Source organism: Sphingopyxis sp. GW821-FHT12C06 (genome assembly GCF_058807415.1).
Genome location: NZ_JBXAQR010000001.1, coordinates 834,481 through 849,742, shown reverse-complemented (window position 1 = coordinate 849,742; position 15,262 = coordinate 834,481). Strand labels below are relative to the sequence as shown.

Genomic DNA, 15,262 nt, shown 5'->3' with positions numbered 1-15,262 from the left:
AAGCAGCGCGGCACATCCGGCCAGCGCCCGCCACCCGGCGCCGGGAAGCCTTATCAGGCTCCAGGGTCCGTTCCATCAGACCCTGGAACCCGATATCGCGGCTGCGGGCGTGCGCGAGGTGACCCGGTTAGCGCCCGTCTCCGGCGACGATCATCACCTTGACCGCTTCGCCAGCCTTGACCTGAACGGCGAACGCTTCCGCCGCCTCCTCGAGCGGGAAGCTGTGCGTCATCAGATGACGCACCTTGATTGCGCCCGACGCCAGCTTGGCGATGGCGGGCACGAAATCACCACCGAGCGAGCCGACGATCTTGGGCATTTTGTGGACGATTTTGGTCGTATCGATTGCCGCCGCATGCTCGGGCAAACCTACGAAACAGATGGTGCCGCCGGGCCGCACCATCTCCAGCGATTGCTTGATGGTGAGCGCAATCCCCGCCGCCTCGAAGACGACATCGGCATTGCCCCCCTCATTATAGTGGTACGGTGCAATACCGAATTTTTCCTTCACCCATTCTGTGGCATCGCCGTCGCGCGCGTCAAAGACATGGTCTGCGCCACTTTGCCTCGCGATTTCGAGGCGTGTGGGGCTGACGTCCACGGCGATCACCTCACTCGCGCCGGCAGCTTTCGCGGCCTGCAGACAGGCATTGCCGATCATCCCCACGCCCAGCACGACCACCTTGTCGCCGGGCTGGACATTCGCCTCGGCAGCGGCCGCAACCCCTACCGAAACAGGCTCGATCATTGCCGCCGATATGTCGTCGATCGTATCGGGCAGCTTGTGGACGTTCGCGCCGAGCTGCGCATTCTCGATTTTCACATATTCGGCGAAGGCGCCGGGAAGACCGTAGCCGGTCGATCCGGTGAACAGCTTGGCGCACAAGATAAACTCTTCGCGCTTGCAGGCGTCGCACTCGCCGCAAACACTCGCGGAAAAGCCGGTCACGCGGTCACCGACGGCCATGCCCTCCACCTTTTCGCCGACCGCGGAGATATGGCCCATGAACTCGTGACCCATCACCTGGCCGGGCTCGACATACATTCCCGTCTTGAAGCTGTGGACGTCCGATCCGCATATGCCGCAATTGACCACGCGAATGAGCACATCCTCCTCGCCGATCTCGGGCTTGGGAATGTCCTTGACTGCGATCTTTCCCGGGCCCTCGAGCACAGCGGCCCGCATCGTCTCGTACATGTCCGAATCCTCTCATATGTGCACCTGACCCACCCTTCGGGGCGCGGCCTTGCCGGACGTGAGTAGCACTGTGTCCTACAGAAAGGAATGACAATTATCGATTCAGCTTCATCGACGGACGGGAATGAGCCACCTGCGGCGCGCTTCTTTCCGGCGTCCGGTAATTGCGTAGCCATGGCGCGGGATCGCGGATGCCCCCGCCTCCGCCTTCCGACCCTGCCAATATCGAACGGCTGGCGGCGGACCGGCACCGCAAGCTTACCGGGCAGGGTCAGGAATCGAAGAGACGCGCATCCACTGCAGCAGCGCCCTGGCGTCCCCCATGTCTCTATAATCCATTTGAAACCGCGGCCCGACCGATTGCACGTCATCGCGCGCCGGCCGCATCAGCAACCAGCCCGATCACAAGCCCCATGGAGAATATGACGGGCGGGCCGGCTTGAGGCGCCGGACATGCGGGGGCACCGCATGGATCGGCACGCCACGCACGGCATCGTCATGTGCGCAGGGCGAATGCCTCTTCCGGCAAGCGTTCGATGCGCTGGCGCATCCGCGTCATATGTTCATACATCGCACGCTGGGCACGCGCCGCGTCGCCAGCCAGCACAGCGTCGGTAATCGCCGCATATTCGTCGACGCGATCCCGCCGGTCTTCGGGACTGAAATAGGACTCCACCTGCAGCCGAAGCAGGTGAACGCGCATCATCGGCATCACCGACTGCAACTGCGTGTTCCCGCCAATTCGAATGAGCGTGTCATAGAAATGGCTGCGCTGCTCGTTGAAGGAGAGATTCTCGAGCGCAGGATCCTTAAAGCGTTCGAGCCATTCGAATGCGTCCCTGACAAGATCCGCATTCTGGTCGCTCACGACCGCATTGGCGGCAAGGCGTGCGATCAGCGCCGTCAGCACCTCGAGAATTTCGAGGATATCCAGCGCCTCCCGCCGGGTTAGCGAACGAATATAGGCGCCACGATGACGGCTCAGCTCGACAACCCCTTCGGCATCGAGGCGCTTGAGCGCCTCCCGGACCGGGCCACGGCTGATCCCCAGACTTTGTGTCAGGTCCGCTTCGATCAGTTTCTGACCGGGAACATAGCGACCGACCAAAATCCCCCGATGGATTGCCTCGATAAGTCGATCGGGCGAACTCACCCCATCGCCATTAGCATCAACAGGCGCGGGTTCGCGCGCGGCCTTGGTCGCCACTCCTGTTTCTCCTGTTGCCCGTTTTGCCGCCATCGCGTCTTCCACCCATCTTGATCAGCCTATATTGCTCCGATGCTGGTTTCGCGCAATTTTCTACGCCGCGCAAGCATCTCGCCCGAGATTAGTGAACAATATAGTTCCACACGCTCATCAGACAATTCGCTTCGGGGTGCGATATCCCTCACAATCGCGGCGGGGTGAATCGCCAATGGCACTTCGCGGCCACACCCTGCCCCTTCGCGACGATGCGGCTCGCCCATGCCCAAATCCGCCGGGCCATCCGGGCGAAAGCCACTGTCAGACGCGGGAAACCGACAGAAGCCCGGCCCCCCTCACCCGTTCGAACAGGCGAAGAAAGCACCGCATTCCCGGCGCCCCTTCCTTCCGACCAGTCGCAAGCGAATGCGCGGCTGGCCCCGGGAGCCGCCGGTACCGCCATGTTCGCCTTCTCATCCTGCTCCGGATCCATGTCCGCATGCCGGCTATGCGAGGGGCGAAAAGCATCGGCGACGCGATTCGATACCATCATGGCGACACCATCACGCATTTATGGTGGACTAGTCACATATGGTCTGGCAATATCGTAGGACAGTTTGATTAAACAGCTTCAGCGTCGCGACTTGACCAGGTCCGGGGAATGAAGAAAATGAGAGGAATTGCCGTGCCCGAAGGGTGGACTGACCGCGCGATCGTCGCTGCGCCGAATGCAGCTTTGCAATCGACAGACGCTGCTGCGGCGCCGACTCGCACCGATTGGACGCGCGAGGAGATCGCCACGCTGTTCGATCTGCCGTTCACCGAACTGACCTTCCGCGCCGCCGAAGTCCATCGCAGGCATCATGATGCGGGCGCTGTCCAACTCTCCACACTGCTGTCGATCAAGACCGGCGGCTGCCCCGAGGATTGCGGCTATTGCTCGCAATCGGTCAAAGCGGAAAGCGGCGTCAAGGCAACCAGGCTGATGGACGTGCGCGCCGTACTGCAAGCGGCGGCCCGCGCCAAGGATGCTGGCTCGACCCGCTTTTGCATGGGCGCAGCCTGGCGCAATCCCAAGGACCGCGACATGCCCGCGATCATCGAGATGGTGCATGGTGTTCGCTCCATGGGGCTCGAAACCTGCATGACACTGGGCATGCTGTCGCAACACCAGGCCCGGATGCTCGCTGATGCCGGGCTGGACTATTATAATCACAACCTCGACACCGCACCCGAGCGCTATGGCGACATAATCACCACGCGCACGTTCGACGACCGGCTGGAGACCCTGGACCACGTCCGCACGGCCGGAATGAATGTGTGCAGCGGCGGCATCGTCGGAATGGGCGAAACCCGGGGTGACCGTGTCGGCTTTATCCACGCGCTGGCGACGCTGCCCGAACATCCGCAGAGCGTGCCGATCAACGCGCTGGTGCCGGTCAAAGGCACCATCATCGGGGACATGCTGGCCGATACACCGCTCGCGAGGATCGATGACATCGAATTCGTCCGCACGGTCGCTGTCGCGCGGATCACCATGCCCGAGAGCATGGTGCGCCTCTCGGCTGGCCGCGAAAGCATGAGCGAGGCGGCGCAGGCGCTATGCTTCCTCGCCGGCGCGAACTCGATCTTCACCGGCGACACCTTGCTGACCGCTCCCAATGCGGGCGATGACGCCGATGCTGCCATGTTTGTCCGCCTCGGCTTGCGATCGATGGCGGCGTCTCCAAATCCCCCGCATTCGGCAATCATGCCATGAGCGGCCCCGGCCCCGAGCGCGCCGCGCACATCGCCGCCAAGGTCGAAACTTTCGTCCGCGAAACCGTCGTCCCTTATGAAAAAGACCCGCGCCGCGACCATCATGGCGCGCCGACCGACGAGCTGGTGATGGAAATGCGCGAACATGCCCGCGCCGCCGGGGTGCTGACGCCGCACATCCTCGGCGACGGCGACCATCTCAACCAGCGCGAGACCGCAGTGGTGCTGATCAAGAGCGGCCTGTCGCCGCTCGGCCCGCTCGCCTGCAACACGATGGCGCCCGACGAGGGCAATATGTATCTGCTCGGCAAGGAAGGTAGCCCGGAACTCAAGGAACGCTTCCTGAAGCCGATGGTCGAAGGCCGCGTCCGGTCGGCCTTCTTCATGACCGAACCCGCCGAAGAGGGCGGCGCCGGGTCCGACCCGTCGATGATGAAGACGACGTGCCATCTCGACGGCAATCATTGGGTGGTAAACGGCCGCAAGACCTTCATCACCGGCGCGCAGGGCGCGCGCGTCGGCATCGTGATGGCAAAAGCCGAACAGGGCGCGTGCATGTTCCTGATCGACCTGCCAGACCCCGCGATCCGCATCGACGATGTTCCGAACACGATCGACAGCTCGATGCCCGGCGGCCATGCGACGCTGACCATCGACAACCTCCGCATCCCTGCCGACCAGATGCTGGGCGAAGCGGGCGAAGGCTTTCGCTACGCGCAGGTCCGCCTGTCGCCCGCGCGCCTGTCGCACTGCATGCGCTGGCTGGGCGCGTGCATCCGCGCGCACGAAATCGCGACCGACTATGCCAATCGCCGCGAGGCGTTCGGCAAGCCGCTGGTCGATCATGAGGGCGTCGGCTTCATGCTCGCCGAAAATATGATCGACCTGAAACAGGCCGAACTGATGATCGACTGGTGCGCGAGCGTGCTCGACACCGGATCGCTCGGCACGGTCGAAAGCTCGATGGCGAAGGTCGCGGTGTCCGAAGCGCTGATGCGCATCGCCGACCGCTGCGTGCAGGTGATGGGCGGGACCGGGGTCACCGACAAGACGATCGTCGAGCAGGTGTTCCGCGAGGTTCGCGCCTTCCGCATCTATGACGGCCCGACCGAGGTCCACAAATGGAGCCTCGCCAAGAAGATCAAGCGCGACTGGAGGGCGGCGCGCGCATGAGCGATCTGACTATTGCCAATTCGGGGACCGACCCGGTCCGAGAGGGCTATGGCTTTGACGAGGCCGCGCTAGCCGAATGGATGACCGCCAATGTCGAAGGCTTTGCCGGTCCGATGCGCGTCCGGCAGTTCAAGGGCGGCCAGTCGAACCCGACCTACCAGCTCGTCACCCCTGCCCGCTCCTATGTGCTGCGGCGCAAACCACCAGGCGAACTGCTGCCCGGCGCCCACGCCGTCGATCGCGAGGCCCTGATCCTCTCCAAACTCGGCGCGGCGAACTTTCCCGTGGCGCATGTCTACGGCCTCTGCACCGACGACATGGTAATCGGCACATGCTTCTATGTCATGGAAATGGTCGAGGGCCGGATTTTCTGGGACGCGACCTTTCCCGACGTCACCCGCGAGGAGCGGCCGCGCTACCTCGACGCCATGAACGAGACGCTCGCCTTGCTGCACAGCTATGATCCACAGGCCATCGGACTTGGCACATATGGCAGGCCGGGCAATTATTTCGCGCGGCAGATTTCGCGCTGGTCGCGGCAGTATCTCGGCGACGAGCTGGCGGGCCGCAATGCGGATATGGATGCGCTCGTCGAATGGCTGCCCACCGCCATACCGCCAACGGAGGAGAATAGTGTCGTCCATGGCGATTTCCGCTGCGACAATATGATCTTCCATCCCAGCGAACCGCGCGTTCTCGCGGTGCTCGACTGGGAGCTTTCGACGCTGGGGCACCCTCTCGCCGACTTCGCCAACCACGCGATGATGTACCGCATGCCGCCCGACATCGTCGCCGGCCTGAAAGAGGCAGATCTTGCCGCCCTCAACATCCCGGGCGAGACAGAATATATCGCCGCCTATTGCGCACGAACGGGCCGCGCCTCCATTCCCGGATATGAGTTTGCCATCGCGTTCAATCTCTTCCGCTTCGCCGCAATCTTCCATGGCATCAAGGGCCGGGTCCTGCGCGGGACCGCCGCATCCGCACATGCACGCGAACGCGCGGAAAAATTCCCCATTCTCGCGCGGCTTGCATCCGATGCGATGAACGCCTGCCGATAGCAGCGAAAGCAAAGAATATCTCGAGCACCGCGCCCGGCATCCAACGGGATGACATCCAGCCCCCATCGCGACGCTGCCAAGCGACAAATCCGAACGGTCCCGTCCGATCGGGAAGCACCAGAAGACCTGCAACGCACTGAAATATATTCATAATATTCCGGCCCACGACAGCCATGAGGTTTCGCGGGACCGCGACACAGGAGATTATCGATGACCAATGCCGAGGAAGCCCCGAATCGGAGACCCAGCGTTCCCATGACGCTCCTGCTGCTCGTCAGCGCCGCCGTCTACATGGTCGGCTTCTTCGGCCTCTATTGGCTTCTCGGCGTGGATATGCCGTATTTTGGCCTGTTGTTCCTCGTCTACTGGACCGGCGTCATGCAGCAGGACCCGAAGGCTTATCTCCCCACCATATTCGGTGGGCTCGCGGGCATTCTGCTCGGTTGGGTCTTGATCGCCATTCCCTCCCTGTTCGGGCAGACAGGTTTGATCCTGTCGATGACGGTCCTCGCGGCAGTCCTCTTCTGCTACATGCGCGGGCACGCCATGCTGGTGATAAACAATGCCACCATGTTGTTCGTCACGGTCGCCACGATTACCGAACTCCATATTTCGGGGAACGCCGTCATGATGGTCAAATCGCTGCTGACAGGGGCCTGTTTTGTCGGCGCAGTCACGATGGCTGTGCTTTTCATCTCCAAGCTGAGCGCAAAGAGCGGTGGCGCCGACCTGGCTTGAACAGACCGGGCCATGCCCCCCCGAATATGGCCGGCAATTGGCGACGGTCCTGAACGCGCGCCGTAACAACGCCAGCCCGGCCCTGGTCCGGGATTCTCCGGTACGGCTGTGTGCGGCTGCTCTACACGATCCTTGAGAAGGATGCGATTTGACTGCGGGACGGTGGGCCACCGATCCCCCTGCAATGCTTCAAGGGGCTGCCTGATTTATTGCATTTGTGACAGAAGATGGGGCTGGGATGCTTCCGGCGTACTGCGGCTTCTGCAAGTTCACCCTGGATTGAAATGCGCCGGATCGATCCAAGGCTGCTCCGCCATGCCTCGCAATACTTCCACCCTCCCAATAGCTGGCTCCAGACCGGCTCCGGTTCGGGTGTCCAGTACGGTCATAAACGTGCAATCTTCCATCGGCGGCAAGCGATGTGATGCCAGAACGAACCGGCTGATCGCGGACGCATTGACGATTGCCGAAGGACGAGTGTTCACCGATTTGGGTTGGCAAACCCCTGGAGATCGGCATCTACTATTTCAAAGCTCTCGCGAAAGGCGGCTTGTAGGCCGGTTCCGGGCCAGCCAGCATATCTCCGAAGATAGCTACCGATGATGAGAGCGCCCCTTACCTGCAAATGTGCCAGAGACGGCGGAGATAAGCTGAAGGCTTGTTGCACCGTATCGACCGTATCGGGATCCTCCGCAATCCAAATGGAGAGCATGCGAAACGGTGGTGGCAATCTACGTCCAAGTGGCGCCACTCATACTCTATTGCGACGGGCGACGGCCCGGCCGCATCGGCCTGCGAGACCGTTTCGCTCGAGGCGGCGCTGGCGCCGGGGCAGCGTCTTACGGCTTCCCAATTGGAGGATGGCGCTCGATCGCATTGAACCGCGGCGCCGCCGGATACAGCAACAGTATCATCGACATCATCGACCATTTTTCGGCGAACTGATCGGACAAAAGCCGGTTCGCGCAATCGACCGGGGAGCTTTCGCACGGGGCTTGCGGCATCGAGCCGGTTTCCTTCGGTATACTTGGGCAACTTGAGGTGCGTAATTGACGGTAGGTTTCCAAAATATATCTACATGCGGACGAAGGTTGAAATCACAACGAAGGACATGAAACATGAAGATCGGTATCCTAGGCTCCGGAAACATCGGCAAAACGCTCGCACGCAATCTCAGCGCGGCGGGGCACGATGTAAAAGTTGCCAACTCTAAGGGCCCGGAGACCATCGCCCCGGAGGCTCTCGAGTTCGGCGCGCGCGCGGAGACCGCATCCAGGGCCGTCGAGGACGTTGACGTGGTAATCCTGGCAATTCCCTTCGGGCGCATCCTCGACGTGAAGGGACTGCTGGTATCGGCCCCAACTTCGACCCTGATCATCGATGCATCCAACTATTACCCGTTCCGAGACGGCCAGGTAGCGGCACTTCTCGACGGGCAGGTAGAGACCCTGTGGGTGACCGAGCAACTCGGGCGACCGGTCGTGAAGGCCTGGAACGCAATCTATGCTGCAACCTTCAAGGACCTCGGCCTCCCGTCGGGTACGCCCGGCCGGCTCGCTATCCCCTTTGCGGCGTACGATGATGACTCGCGGCGGATTGCGAAGGCGTTGGTGAGCGATACGGGCTTTGATCCCTATGATGCGGGAGGCATTGAAGATTCGTGGCGATTCCAGCCTGGTCAACCTGCCTATTGCACCGGTCTTGCTGCCGACGCCATGAGGGCGGCGCTGGACGCGGCTGATGATGATCTCCAGAAGCGCCGTGATCTATTTCAAGCCATGCTCGACTATGGCCGCAGCCTGACGACCACCTCCTGAAGCGTCGTCATATATGATCGACGCGGTGCGGAAAGACTGAGGCGACGGCCTTAAATCTGGAGGCAAGAACCCGGGTCACGCACCGTTATACAGGCTTGAGTGGCCCCGTCCAAAGACGGGGCCACTCCAACTCAGTTCGCCCCATTATCGTCCCCGATGCGGACCTGAAGTTCGCCCGCCCTGGACCTCGACATGATCCGCTGGCCCACCCGGCTTTTCCGCAGCCTGCTCAATGCCCAGAAACAAAGGCTGTAGAACCGTCTGCCGCGACAAACCCGCAATATCATGCCGGAGGAACGGGGTGGCGCGCCCGCGGCGCGCCACCCATAGCCTCGCTTCTAGACCAATGTTGCCAGGGATGCGGCGTCGAACCCCTTGAGATTGGCGTCGGCGCCGTTCCGTACCTTGATCACCCACTCCGCATCGGTGATCAGCGCACGACCGACGGCGATCAGATCAAATTCGTCGCGCTCCATTCGCGCCATCAGCCGCTCGAGCCCGACGCTCGACGATGACTTTCCGCTGTACAACGTCATGAAGTCGCCGGACAGGCCAACCGATCCGACGCTGATCGTCGCCGCACCGGTCAGCTTTTTGGCCCAACCCGCAAAGTTCAGTCCATCCGTGCCGTCGATTTCGGGAAACTCGGGTTCCCAGAACCGGCGCTGCGAGCAATGGACAATGTTTGTACCCGCTTCGACCAGCGGCACGAGCCAGTCTTCCATCTCCCGCGGTGTCAGGGCCAGACGCGCAGCATAATCCTGTGCCTTCCACTGGCTCAACCGCACGATGATCGGGAAATCGGGCCCCACAGCAGCGCGGACGGCGGAAATCACGTCGCCGGCCATCCGCGAGCGCTCTCTCAGGGTTGCGCCGCCGTAGCGATCGGTCCGCTCATTCGTTTCGGACCAGAAGAACTGGTCGATGAGATAGCCACCCGCCCCGTGAATTTCGATCGTGTCGAAACCAAGCCGTTTGGCGTCCGCGGCGGCGCTTGCGAATGCTGCAACCGTATCCGCGATCGCTTCTTCGCTCATCGCCCGTCCGCGCGGCTGGCCCCGGGCGATCAGCCCGGACGGGCTCTCGACGGGAACTTCGGGCTCCCACCCGCTGGCGACCGTCGAGCCGGTATGCCACAGCTGCGGCCCCATCTTGCCGCCGGCATCATGGACGGCATCGATCACGCTTTGCCAGCCGGCCAGCGCCGCCGCGCCATGGAAGAAGGGAATGGTCGGCTCGTTGCGCGAGGCGGGCCGGTCGATGACCGTCCCCTCCGACAGGATCAGTCCGACACCACCTTCGGCGCGGCGGCGATAATAGGCGGCGTTGGCGGCTCCGGGCACCCCTTCGGGAGCAAAGTTTCGCGTCATCGGCGCCATGACGATGCGGTTCGGAAGCTCGAGCGAGCCGAGGCGGAAGGGACGAAACAGGATGTCATGGGAGGTAGCGGTCATCGTAGGCAGACTCCGGTTGTGAAAGGAGCCGTTTAGGTATATTTCAGAAACCTAGCGTCAATTACGCACCACGAGTCGCCCAAGTATACCGGAGGAAACCCACCTGATGCCGCAAGCCCCGAGCGAATGCTCCTCGACCGATTGTGCGAACCGGCTTTTGTTCGATCAGATCGCCGACAAATGGTCGATGATGGTGTTGACGGTGCTCGATCCCGCGCCGCAGCGATTCAACGCGATCAAGCGCCAATCCCATGGGGTCACCCAAAAGGCGCTGACCCAGTGCCTGCGCCGCCTCGAGCGAAACGGCCTCGTAGCCCGACACGTCCGGGCAACGTCGCCGGTGGCGGTCGAGTATGAGTTGACGCCGCTGGGACGCACATTGTTGCCGCCGTTTCGTCTCCTCTACACCTGGATTGTCGAAAATCTCGATGCGGTCGAAGTGGCGCGAAGCGCCTTCGATCATCGAAGCGCGGCGTGACGGGGCGCCGAGTTCGCGATCCATTCTGGCCGGTTGCGGTCGGTCGGCTTTTAGGTCGGGAGCGGAGAAAGCGGACTCTTTCGTGTGGCGCACGCCATGATCGCTAGCGACCAAAGCCTGGGACCGAAAGATACAGGGGCAACGAGCCAGAAAAAGTAGGTGAGCACGATCAGGCCAACACCGGATACAGATCGATCCGGCTTGTGGCTTCCTACGGCCCGCACAAGCGGCCACTGATACTTGGTCAATACAGGCCACCATTCGCATCGATCACAGCGCCGGTGAGATAGCTGGCCTTCGGTGACAGGAGAAATGATATCACACTGGCGATTTCGGCGGGTTCGGCAAAACGCTTCATTGGTGTGCTTTGCATGTAGAGAGAACGGCCCTGTTCGGAAATCCGATCGGCCATTGGTCCCTCAATCACCCCGGGCGCAACGGCGTTCACCTTTATGCCGTTTCCAGCAAGCTGCCGTCCGAGACCGCGTGTGATCTGAATGAGGGCTGCCTTAGAGGCCGCATATACAATGTCATGGCCGGGCTCCCGGCCCGCAACCGACGCTACATTGACGATAGCCGCCGGGATTGCCTTGGCAATAGCATGCTTGGCGAACAAGGTGGACAAGAGTAGCGGGGCACGAAGGTTGATATTCAGTGTTTCGCTTGCCTCGTCATCCGAGATTTCATCCCATCCTTTGCCAAGGAAAACACCCGCATTGTTCACGAGCCCATGGAGTTCGGGGTAGCTGCGCGAAATGGACTGGAAACCGCCCCGGATTGCATCCGGATCTGAAAGATCGATCAGAATAGTTTCGCAAGCTGAGCTGCACTTCAGATCGATGCCAATGACGTTCCAGCCATCGTTTTTCAGCTCCTCGGCAATGGAAGTACCAAGCGCACCAGCCGCGCCGGTCAGAATGACATTTTTCACTTCAACCAAGTTCTATTATTCCCGCTGCTCGAGTGGCCGGCCCTCACCAAGTGGTCCGGTTGGATTGCTTGTGCATTCCCGTGTCACCTCAATCGCTGGTCAAAACCGTTTGGCAAGGAAAAGCCGCCTTCGGCCTACCGGATGGTCGGTGATTTCGCCGAAGAGTTGAAACCCGAGTTTTTCGTAAAAGCCACGCGCTTGAAAATCGAAGGTGTCGAGCCAATCATAGGCGAAATTTCCCCACAGGCCTCCGACACGGTTTCCGGCGTCATCGGTCAGCATCAAAGCCAAGGGCGCGATCCGAGGATCGCCCGCTTCGCTGGTATTAAAGGCATTCAGCGGAAAAAAGATCGCGTCATGATCCGCTCCGGACGGGACTTCAGGGATTGAAATTGCGAGTCCCAAACTTCGCGCCTTTCATATTCACTCGCCGTTCGAAGAAAAACGGCGATGTCTCTATTTAGAAGTGCCCTTCCCGCCCGGCGAGTATGCCCCTCGACGATTTGGACGTTCCAAGTGCACGGAGGCTCCTACTCACGGCGGCTCCGGCGACCCACCATTTTTCTGGAAAGTTCGTCGCGCGCCCATTATCGCGAAACACCTTTCGTCGCGCAGGTTTTTCGCACGGGAAATCCTGTTTATGCGGGTTCCAGTGAATGCATAATCTCCGCTTAAACAAGACATGCGTCCACGAGGCGATCGAATGCGGGGCCGGGTCGCATCGGATCCGCGACGGGAAGTCCCCATTCGTTCGAGAGTTTCGCGATCACCGCTTCGGCTTCTTCGTCGGTCAAGCCCGCAGTATTGAGCGACACCCCCGCGCAGTACGCTTGCGGGTTGGTAAGTCGCGCCTGCTGCAGTGTCACGTCGACTGCGCGCCAAATGGACGGCAGAGGATAGTCGGGAAGCCCCAGTATGCGCTCGCGTCCCAGTGCGTGACAAAGAATGAGCACGTCCGGCTGCGATCCATGGAGTAAGCCAAGTGATACGCCTGCATAAGAGGGATGAAAGAGCGACCCCTGCCCTTCGATCACGTCCCAATGCGCGGGGTCGGCATCTGGGCTTAACACTTCGGCCGCTCCCGCAACGAAATCGCTGACGACCGAATCAATGGGAATGCCTGATCCAGCGATCATAATCCCGGTCTGCCCCGTCGCCCGGAAATCGGCGTCCAGCCCCCGCCCGCGAAAGGCTTTCGTCACAGCTAGCGCAGTATATTTCTTGCCCAGCGCGCAGTCGGTTCCGACCGTCAACAAGCGCTTGCCAGTCCGCCGCCTCCCGGTCGCGACCGGCAATCCCGGCGGCGGCGACCGAACGTCGATGAGGCGGCGCCCCTTTGCCTCGGCGATATTTTTCAGCAGCATGTTATCGGACAGGCGATCATGCGCGCCGCTGACAATGTCGAGCCCCGCTTCGAGGGCCTCAGCGAGATAGGGTATCCACGCCGGCCTGATCGCTCCGCCGATCGACGCTGTTGCAATCACCAGCGCGCGCGCACCACTGACATAGGCGTCGCGCGGGCTCATGACTGGTAGGCCGATCGAGGCGGCGGCGCCGTCGCACTTATGTTCGGCCAAGCACAATCCGGGCGCCCAATCGCGCAGTCCGAGTCCGGTCTTGAGAAAGGCCGTATCGTCTGCGTCACCAAGAAAGAGCAGGTAGGGCTGCGGCAGATCTACGGTCGTCCTCGCGGCCGCTCCATTCGAGCTGGTGATCAAAGAGGCGTCGCTCATCTTTTTGCTCCAGAATATACAGGTCGCCCGGGCATCACACCGCTCACCAGCACGCCGCCGTCAACAACCAGAACACCATTCACCATCACATAACGAAACCCATCCGAGTATCGCGCAGCATCGCCATAGGTGGCTTTCGCGCCGACTGTTTCGGGATCGAACAGGACGATGTCCGCATCGGCACCGGGCTGGAGTCGCCCCTTGCGCGCCATGGCCGGTACGAAGCCTTGCAACCGCTGTGCGGGCAGCAACGTCATCTTCCGGATCGCCTCGTTCAGGCTGAGCGCTTTCTTGTCGCGGACATAATGACCGAGCGCCCGCGCGAAGGTCCCGGCGGTGCGGGGATGTCCGTTCGGCCCTTCGATTTCGCCGCCATCGCTGACAATGATGACGTCGGCATCGGCAAGCAGCGCCGCAATCGTTGCCTCACTGTTCATATGCATGATGACGCCGTCATCGCCGGAGCCCGCGCGTAGCGCATCGAATTCCACCTGCGTAAGGCGCTTGCCGGTCCGCCGCGACTGGAGGTCGCTAACGCCGACGCCCCATCGCTGTTCCCAGCCCGGGTCGAAGAAATGACTGCGCAGCGAGTCGACGGAGCCGCCCCAGGGATAGGTTTCGGTTGATACGTCGACGCCGCGCTGACGCGCCGTGCGTATGTGCGTGGCCATCGCCGGCGCGTCGGACATCGCCATGCTGTTAATATGCGCGATATGTACACACGCGCCGGTCATCGCGGCGTTGGCAATATTTTCCTGTACCGCCTCGAGCGTGCTGCCCGGTTCGACAAGGCTCCCGTGGCGCATATGCGTGAAGAGGCAGCTGTGCGTCCGCGCGGCGACCGCCGTAACGTCCAGCATTTCCTCGTGCGTGATCCCTTGGGCATATTGGGTTCCGCTACCGACACCGATCGCCCCTTCCCCCACTCCCTGTTCAAGCAAGGACAGGAGACGGCGATGGAGAACTGACGAAAGCGGCTGGTCGGCGTCCGGGGCCCGAAATTTCTCCCTTGGATTGGCGAGCGCCGCAATCCCCGCCGCACCTTCTCCTTTCTGCAGATAATAGCGAAGGGGGGTGTGACCGACGCTCGTTCCATAGTTGAGCAGTTCGCGGCCTTGTTTTGCCTGGTACCAACCGGCGACGGGCCATGCGCCGATTTCCAGTTCGAGCCGCGTCGTCACGCCGTCCCTGGCCTGATAGCCCGCAGTCTCCTGGCTCGTACCGTGCGCGTGCAAGTCGATGAATCCCGGGGCCGCGACCAAGCCGTGGGCGTCAATCGTACGGCGCCCCTTGAGGGGCGCATCGCTCACCGCAGCGATCCGATCACCATCGATACCAATATTGCGGACAGCGTCGAGCGCGGTTTCGGGATCGATCGTCCGGGCGCCAACATAGACGATATCGTAGACCGGCTCCGCATGACCGGCCGCCGAAGGAACGGCTGCGAAGAACAAGGTGGCAGCCAAAGCCGTGCCTATCCAATTCACGCACTTGCCGCTCTTCGGCCGGTCCCTCCGCACGTGATTCTGCAAAGAAACAGGCATGAAGACTGTGGGTTGGCCCGCTCCCCCCCCGCCCAAAAGTCTTCTGTCCCTCGCGCTTGTTCCCAATAGTTGCATTGCATAATCCCTCGTCGTTCAGAATATTCTTGGTCATTTCCGTGCGCGCCTTGTGGCCGCGCAGATCTGCTTTTTTTGACCGGCTGGAACCTCTCGACATTTAGTCGACGCACACCTCA

The 15,262-nt window shown here is 61.5% G+C and carries 13 protein-coding genes; 6 read left to right on the top strand and 7 right to left on the bottom strand.

What is annotated here, in order from left to right; all coding sequences use genetic code 11:
- Positions 1-127: 127 nt before the first annotated feature.
- Positions 128-1,198 carry a zinc-dependent alcohol dehydrogenase gene (locus AC1RRJ_RS03945; RefSeq protein WP_493120403.1) on the bottom strand — a complete coding sequence of 357 codons (1,071 nt, stop codon included), beginning with the start codon at positions 1,196-1,198 and terminating at the stop codon, positions 128-130.
- 496 nt (positions 1,199-1,694) lie between these two features.
- Positions 1,695-2,405: a GntR family transcriptional regulator gene (locus tag AC1RRJ_RS03940; protein WP_493120402.1), complete on the bottom strand. Its 711-nt coding sequence runs from the start codon at positions 2,403-2,405 to the stop codon at positions 1,695-1,697.
- A gap of 646 nt (positions 2,406-3,051) precedes the next feature.
- Between AC1RRJ_RS03940 and bioB the strand changes: the two genes are divergently transcribed.
- The 5 genes from bioB (at position 3,052) to AC1RRJ_RS03915 (ending at position 8,928) form a co-directional block, all read left to right on the top strand.
- Entirely contained in the window at positions 3,052-4,140 is a 1,089-nt protein-coding gene (bioB, locus tag AC1RRJ_RS03935) for a biotin synthase BioB (protein ID WP_493120401.1), read from the top strand.
- Positions 4,137-5,312, top strand: coding sequence for an acyl-CoA dehydrogenase family protein (locus AC1RRJ_RS03930; protein WP_493120400.1), 1,176 nt, complete (start codon positions 4,137-4,139; stop codon positions 5,310-5,312). Before bioB ends, AC1RRJ_RS03930 begins: the two co-directional genes overlap by 4 nt.
- Complete coding sequence (locus AC1RRJ_RS03925) at positions 5,309-6,373, top strand: phosphotransferase (protein ID WP_493120399.1); 1,065 nt, start codon at positions 5,309-5,311, stop codon at positions 6,371-6,373. The genes AC1RRJ_RS03930 and AC1RRJ_RS03925 overlap by 4 nt, the downstream gene beginning before the upstream one ends.
- Positions 6,374-6,583: 210 nt before the next feature.
- A complete protein-coding gene (locus AC1RRJ_RS03920; protein WP_493120398.1) occupies positions 6,584-7,111 on the top strand; it encodes a hypothetical protein in 528 nt (175 codons plus the stop codon).
- A 1,118-nt stretch (positions 7,112-8,229) separates the two neighbouring features.
- A complete protein-coding gene (locus tag AC1RRJ_RS03915; protein WP_493120397.1) occupies positions 8,230-8,928 on the top strand; it encodes an NADPH-dependent F420 reductase in 699 nt (232 codons plus the stop codon).
- Positions 8,929-9,266: 338 nt separating this feature from the next.
- Here the strand turns inward: AC1RRJ_RS03915 and AC1RRJ_RS03910 are convergent, their stop codons facing one another.
- Entirely contained in the window at positions 9,267-10,382 is a 1,116-nt protein-coding gene (locus AC1RRJ_RS03910) for an NADH:flavin oxidoreductase (protein ID WP_493120396.1), read from the bottom strand.
- Positions 10,383-10,488: 106 nt separating this feature from the next.
- On the opposite strand from AC1RRJ_RS03910, the gene AC1RRJ_RS03905 reads away from it, so the two are divergent.
- On the top strand, positions 10,489-10,860 hold the full coding sequence (locus tag AC1RRJ_RS03905; protein WP_493120395.1) for a winged helix-turn-helix transcriptional regulator: 372 nt from the start codon (positions 10,489-10,491) through the stop codon (positions 10,858-10,860).
- 244 nt (positions 10,861-11,104) lie between these two features.
- On the opposite strand, the gene AC1RRJ_RS03900 is transcribed toward AC1RRJ_RS03905, so the two are convergent.
- The 4 genes from AC1RRJ_RS03900 to AC1RRJ_RS03885 all read right to left on the bottom strand — a co-directional run bounded on the left by AC1RRJ_RS03900 (position 11,105) and on the right by AC1RRJ_RS03885 (position 15,143).
- Positions 11,105-11,791, bottom strand: a complete 687-nt coding sequence (locus AC1RRJ_RS03900) for an SDR family NAD(P)-dependent oxidoreductase (RefSeq protein ID WP_493120703.1) — start codon at positions 11,789-11,791, stop codon at positions 11,105-11,107.
- A 99-nt stretch (positions 11,792-11,890) separates the two neighbouring features.
- Positions 11,891-12,196, bottom strand: coding sequence for an N-acetyltransferase (locus tag AC1RRJ_RS03895; protein ID WP_493120394.1), 306 nt, complete (start codon positions 12,194-12,196; stop codon positions 11,891-11,893).
- Positions 12,197-12,462: 266 nt separating this feature from the next.
- Positions 12,463-13,524 carry an N-acetyltransferase DgcN family protein gene (locus AC1RRJ_RS03890; RefSeq protein WP_493120393.1) on the bottom strand — a complete coding sequence of 354 codons (1,062 nt, stop codon included), beginning with the start codon at positions 13,522-13,524 and terminating at the stop codon, positions 12,463-12,465.
- Complete coding sequence (locus AC1RRJ_RS03885; RefSeq protein WP_493120392.1) at positions 13,521-15,143, bottom strand: amidohydrolase family protein; 1,623 nt, start codon at positions 15,141-15,143, stop codon at positions 13,521-13,523. Before AC1RRJ_RS03885 ends, AC1RRJ_RS03890 begins: the two co-directional genes overlap by 4 nt.
- Positions 15,144-15,262 lie beyond the last annotated feature (119 nt).